Genomic DNA, 3,952 nt, shown 5'->3' on the forward strand with positions numbered 1-3,952 from the left:
CATACCCGCTCATCGCCAGGCCCGAGCGGACCAACGAATCGACTTCATCACCCGCAACATTCTTCGCGCCCACCCGATGGATGCCCCAGCTCCAGTTCAGAACGCGCACGCCGTCTTCGACAAGGTTGACCGAAGCCGCGATGTTGGCGGTGATACCGGCATCCGAATTGCGTTCGACAATGACCTCGAAGCCCGGGCTGGGTTTGCCCAACCCCGGCAGAAACCCGCCTTCCACGCCTTTACCCTGAGCCGCGAGAATGCCGGCGACATGGCTGCCGTGGCTGTCGGCACGGTTGCCATCCCGGCCATACAGGCAGGTATTGCCTTTCGCACAGGCACCGCGATAGCCGATGAATCCCGGTGCGTCGAAATCCACATCGCGCTCGATCACCCCGACGCGAATGCTGTGTACCGCCACCTTGGAAACAGCGATACGCCGCTGGTAGAAATACAGCGCATCCATGAAGCGGTTGGCCGCCCACTCGTCCGCCTGGTCCATGGCCTGGCGGCTGCGACCGTCACCTTCCTCTGCACGTTCGGGGGCGGACTCTTCGACAATCACGGCATCGACGCTGACTTCACTGCCCATGCGCAGGATCATCGCGTCGCGCTGCACCAGGTCGTGCACCGGCAAGCGCAGTTGATAGACATTGAGCGGTGGGATGGCGCCGACCACCTTGGCGCCAAACTTGTCGGCGATACGCTGTGCTTCTTCGCGGCCGTCGTGTTTTTCTTCGATCAACAGGCTTACCAGGTCGAGGTACGTGGTCAGCCCATCCATGTTCTTCGCCACTTCCCCGGGGCCAGCGGCGAGCACATGGCTGCCCTGGCGGCTGAGCCAGACGGGGTTGCTCTTGCGCCCAGCGGCCTCGATCCACAGCGGCGCGCTGCGCTGGGCGGTACTGTGCAAGGTCAGCTTGAGGGTATCGCCTTGCCGCTCGATATCGGCCTGCGGCAATTGCGCGTCGCCGAGCCAGACCGCAGGCATCTGCGGCCCCAACCCTTCGCTGCGCAAGCACCATTGCAGGCGCCTGGCATCGAGCAGGTCACCGCAACGCTGAAGTTGCTTGATGCGCAGCGTGTCCCCGGCCGCACCGGCAACGCTGGCGAACAGGCACAACAACAACGTGGCACAGCGCTTCATGCGGTCACTCCCGGCGGCGTCTGAGGTTGCGACTGCCGGGGCAAATCAAAGGTTCAGCCGCAGCCCGATGTCAGTCGTTGATGCGCAGCCTGCACAACCTGAGCAAATTTGCCATCATATTGATTCCCCCTGCGGAGATCATGGACATGCCGCTACGCCCCTTTTTCGCCTCGCTGCTGCTGGCGGCGAGCCTGAGCGCTCAAGCCGCCACCGAAGTCATGCCGCTGCAGTACCGCAGCAGTGCCGAGTTGCTGCCTGCCGCGCAATCGTTCATCGGCAAGGACGGCACCGTCAGCGCCTTCGAGAACAAGCTGATCGTCAATGCCAGCCCCGAGCGCATCGACGACCTGCGCAGCCTGCTGCAACAGCTGGACACTGCGCCCAAGCGCCTGTTGATCAGCGTCGACAACAACGACAGCAACTTCCAGGACAACCGCGGCAACGCCCGTGTCATCCGCTACGGCACCAGCAACCGTGAAGGCGGCCTGCAACAGGTGCAGGCCAGCGAAGGCCAGGCGGCGCTGATCCAGGTGGGCCAGAGCATACCGGTGACCAGTACCAGCACCGACGGTTACGGGCGCATCCAGAGCAACACCGAATACCGCAATGTGACCCAAGGTTTCTATGTCACCCCAAGCTTGAGCGGCGAGACGGTTCGTCTGCAAATAAGCACCAATAATGACCGAATGAGCCAGGAACGTGCCGATGTAGTGAAAGTGCAAAGCACCGACACGACGGTCACCGGCAAGCTCGGCGAGTGGATCACCCTGGCGGGGTTCAATCAGCAGAGCCAAGCCGATCGAAGCGCATCCAGCCACACTTACACCACACAGCGCGGCGAAAACATGACTTTACGGGTAAAAGTCGACCTTCTGGACTGATCCCAGGCAATTCAAGGCCTCGACCAAAGGCCTTGAAACTGACTGCCGAGTCGTATTAGACCAAAGATGTAGTAACTTAAAAAAGTCACTACAAACCATTTGACAGGCACTTTTTCCCAAGGGCATGATGGCCTCGCTCCCGCTAATCAGGGGCCCTGGCAAGGGCCTTCGAGGCGTGCTCCTCCCACCCCTGGAGGCGCCTCGTGTCTATACGGCCCACAAGGCGGTTCGACGGGATTGCGACTGCAACGAAGAAGTTGTCCCGAGGGACGGAAGCGCATCACCGCAGTTCTGGCAATCGCGTCGCACCGCAGCAAGGCAACCACGAGCCGACCTGCAGGGCACACCTTCGCCTGGCCTGCCCCTCCTTCCCCTTCGAGCCTTCGCGTTCGCCGCCGCACTCCCCCGGACAGGACAGCCGTCAGGCCTCTGATCTGCACCCGAGCATCAGCACAATTACCCCAAGATCGATGCGACGAGGTTTATTTCCATGGCACTGACACGCGAACAGCAAATTGCAGCCCTCGAGAAAGACTGGGCCGAGAACCCGCGCTGGAAAGGCGTGACCCGTACCTACACCGCCGCTGATGTCGTTCGCCTGCGTGGCTCACTGCAACCGGAGCACACCCTGGCGCAGGTGGGTGCAGAAAAACTGTGGAAGCTGGTCACCCAAGGTGCCCACCCGTCCTTCCGCCCTGACAAAGATTTCGTCAACTGCATGGGCGCCCTCACCGGTGGCCAGGCAGTGCAACAAGTGAAGGCCGGCATCCAGGCCATCTACCTGTCCGGCTGGCAGGTTGCCGCCGACAACAACTCGGCCGAGTCGATGTACCCCGACCAGTCGCTGTACCCGGTCGACTCGGTGCCGACCGTGGTCAAGCGCATCAACAACTCGTTCCGCCGCGCTGACCAGATCCAGTGGAAAGCCGGCAAGAACCCAGGCGACGAAGGCTACGTCGACTACTTCGCGCCGATCGTTGCCGACGCCGAGGCCGGTTTCGGTGGCGTGCTGAACGCCTACGAACTGATGAAGAACATGATCGAAGCGGGCGCCGCCGGCGTGCACTTCGAAGACCAGCTGGCCTCGGTGAAAAAATGCGGCCACATGGGTGGCAAGGTACTCGTACCGACCCAGGAAGCCGTCCAGAAGCTGGTGGCCGCGCGCCTTGCAGCTGACGTTGCCGGTGTACCGACCATCATCCTGGCCCGCACCGACGCCAACGCCGCCGACCTGCTGACCAGCGACTGCGACCCGTACGACCAGCCGTTCGTGCTGGGCGAGCGGACCCGTGAAGGCTTCTATAAAGTGCGCGCTGGCCTCGACCAGGCGATCGCCCGCGGCCTGGCCTACGCGCCGTATGCCGACCTGATCTGGTGCGAAACCGCCAAACCGGACTTGGACGAAGCGCGGCGCTTTGCCGAAGCGATCAAGAAGGAGTACCCGGACCAGCTGCTGTCGTATAACTGCTCGCCGTCGTTCAACTGGAAGAAGAACCTCGACGACGCCACCATTGCCAAGTTCCAGCGCGAGCTGTCGGCGATGGGCTACAAGCACCAGTTCATCACCCTGGCCGGCATCCACAACATGTGGCACGGCATGTTCAACCTGGCGCACGACTATGCGCGCAATGACATGACCGCCTACGTGAAGCTGCAGGAGCAGGAATTCGCCGATGCCAGCAAGGGTTACACCTTCGTGGCGCACCAGCAGGAAGTGGGCACTGGCTACTTCGATGACATGACCACCGTGATTCAGGGTGGGGCTTCGTCGGTGACTGCACTGACTGGTTCGACCGAGGAAGAGCAGTTCCACTGATAGTGGGTCGCTGCTGAAGAAAGGCCCAAGGCTCTCGCGAGCCTTGGGCCTTTCTTTTTGCCGACACCAGACCGACCAGGAATACACGGAACCTGTAGGAGCGGCCTTGTG

General features: G+C 61.9%; 3 protein-coding genes. 2 read left to right on the forward strand and 1 reads right to left on the reverse strand.

Translation table 11 applies throughout. The features are described 5' to 3' along the window. On the reverse strand, positions 1-1,144 hold a 1,144-nt coding region (locus tag NP534_RS25955), incomplete at its 3' end, for a S8/S53 family peptidase (protein ID WP_274100623.1). Between the two features lie 146 nt (positions 1,145-1,290). On the opposite strand from NP534_RS25955, the gene NP534_RS25960 reads away from it, so the two are divergent. Then, entirely contained in the window at positions 1,291-2,025 is a 735-nt protein-coding gene (locus NP534_RS25960; protein ID WP_274100624.1) for a secretin N-terminal domain-containing protein, read from the forward strand. Between the two features lie 490 nt (positions 2,026-2,515). Further along, the gene (aceA, locus tag NP534_RS25965) at positions 2,516-3,841 is read left to right on the forward strand and encodes an isocitrate lyase (protein WP_209867592.1); all 1,326 of its coding nucleotides are present in this window, start codon (positions 2,516-2,518) and stop codon (positions 3,839-3,841) included. The last annotated feature ends 111 nt before the right edge of the window (positions 3,842-3,952 follow it).

Source organism: Pseudomonas sp. 39004 (assembly GCF_028682155.1).
In the GTDB taxonomy this organism is placed as follows: Bacteria; Pseudomonadota; Gammaproteobacteria; order Pseudomonadales; family Pseudomonadaceae; genus Aquipseudomonas; species Aquipseudomonas capeferrum.